At 64.4% G+C, this 2,165-nt stretch carries 1 protein-coding gene and 1 pseudogene; both read right to left on the reverse strand.

What is annotated here, in order from left to right; all coding sequences use genetic code 11:
* Positions 1-684: 684 nt before the first annotated feature.
* Positions 685-1,494 (reverse strand): Rv3717 family N-acetylmuramoyl-L-alanine amidase, encoded by an 810-nt coding sequence (locus ACFE99_RS18630; protein ID WP_375487847.1) that lies wholly within the window; start codon positions 1,492-1,494, stop codon positions 685-687.
* Positions 1,495-1,573: 79 nt separating this feature from the next.
* Positions 1,574-2,165, reverse strand: a pseudogene (locus ACFE99_RS18635) (hypothetical protein); the annotation flags it as partial.

Genomic DNA, 2,165 nt, shown 5'->3' on the forward strand with positions numbered 1-2,165 from the left:
TGACGGCCGGCGGGTGCTCTTCGTCCAGGGCGGTGATGGCCAGCGGCACTTTGATGGTCGACCACGCAGGTCCGGCTTCCCAGTCGCCTAAGACGAGCTGCTGTTGTTTGGCACCGACGGCGCTGACGACGACACCCATCGTGGCTTGCAGCCTTTTCTCCAACCGGATGAATTCTGCGGCCAGCGGCGATGTCCCGCCGTTCGGCACCGATCCCGATGGAGCCGTACTCCCCGGTGGCAGAGCTGGGACAGCGGTGTAGCGGACTGGCGGTGTGGCAGTCGGTGCCGAAAACGAAGGAGCTGAGTGGCGCCCGATTACTACAAGGCTTATCACGACGACAGAGACCGTCGCCAACAGGGTTATGGCAGCGGCAATCGCCCACACGATGCGGATCCGGCTAGATCCGCGCTGTCTACCGGGCGGAGCGGCGTGGCGACGCCGGCGAGTTGGCCTGCCGGTGTCGCCGCGAATGGGGCACATACCCTGGGTGCCTAGCCGGGCTAGGGGATTGAAGGAGGCTGCGACATTGTGTTCGACGATCCTGCACGGAGCCGTTTGCTGTCAACGACCACCGGCCGCCGAGTCGTAAATTGATGGCCGTGTCCACCGAGGGGCCGCGGGTGCTGAACCCGACACGTCAGCCGCCCCAACGGCTATCCTGCCGCATTGCGGGAAACGAGAGCTCAGGTAGTAGGGGCTTTTCCGCTGAGATAGGCGACTATCCCCTGGCTGACTGCCGCGGCATATTTCGCTCGTCCGCCCGGAGCCTCCATCTGAGCCGCGTCGTCGCTGTTCTTCATGTTGCCGAGCTCAACAAGGACCGCCGGGTATTGGGCCAGGTTCAGACCGGCAAGGTCGGCGCGGCCGTACAGACCACCGGACCCGATGTAGCTAGATGGTTGAAGACCTGATGCGGCCAGTGAGTCGTGCATCGTGTGCGCCAGCTGGACGGCTGGTCCGGCCTGCGCGTCGTTGAGGGGCGGACTGGAGTAGTTCACGTGGAATCCGCGACCAGATGCCGGTCCACCGTCGGCGTGGATGCTCACTATCGCGTCGGGGTGCACGGCGTTGGCCAGCGCGGCGCGTTGATCGACGCAGGGACCAACGGAATTGTCGTCATCCCGTGACAACTGGGTACGCGCGCCCATTTGGTTGAGTGCATCACGAATGCGCAGTGTGACGTCCCAGTTGAAGGCGTGTTCGGTATAGCCGTCGTTGCTCACAGCGCCAGTCGTGTTGCACTGCTTCGTACCGCCCCGGCCGTTTGCGACTTGGCGGGTTATCGAGGAGTCGTACACGCCGTTGTGGCCCGGATCCAAGAAGACTGCCATTCCAGCGATATTCGGCGCCGCCGACGCGCTCGGCTCAGTGCTGAACGGCTCCAGGATGTAAACGCCCGCAACGACCAGCGCTGTCGCTATCGACCTGACAGGCGCACGTCTCCACGCTGGAGTCAGACTGGGGCGGGGATAGGACTTAACCGCACGGTGCATCCGCGAATGAGTAACAAGGCAACACCATCCGATTCGAGACCGTAATGATCAGGTCAGCGATGAGGGGAGAAGCACTCGACTAAAGCTGATCAAGCACCGAGACCGACTCCGCCGAAGTCTCGCGCACGCCCTTCCACGACGCATGCCTCAGCCCGTCGTGCGCGACCTCTCGGTACTCGACTGTTCCCACGTACTTCGGTGTCACCCACCGCGGGCTGCCGACAGGGCAGAGCCGGGCCGTCACCGGCGGCGTCTTGCGTCCGATGCGGCGCAGCAGCCCGAACAGTGCTCGACGGGCATGGCTCGTCAGGCCGGCGCCCACCTGCGCGTAGAGCACGGTCTGTCCTTCGGCGGTATGCGCGCCCACCAGCAGCGAGCCAACCGTGTCGGCGCCCCGCCCACCGGGCACCCACCCCACGATGCCGACCTCGGAGCTGCGACGCAGGAGCGTCTTGACCCAGTCGGAGGACCGTCCAGGGCGATAGACGGAGTCGACCCGCTTGGAGACGATGCCCTCGTATGCAAGGACAATGTTGTGTCGCCCCTGCAATGGCATGTCGCCGTTGTCTTCGAAGTCATTGCAGATGGTCCGCAGCGCACTGGGCACCACCGACTGGATGTTGCATGTCGTCACGTACGCCATCCGCGCTGGAAACCCCCGGCCTGCTAGC

This window comes from uncultured Mycobacterium sp. (assembly GCF_964249325.1).
Lineage (GTDB): Bacteria > Actinomycetota > Actinomycetes > Mycobacteriales > Mycobacteriaceae > Mycobacterium.

Bases quoted from the DNA above. Each gene is read 5' to 3' on its own strand.
- ACFE99_RS18630 (WP_375487847.1), bottom strand. From the start codon at position 1,494: ATGCACCGTGCGGTTAAGTCCTATCCCCGCCCCAGTCTGACTCCAGCG.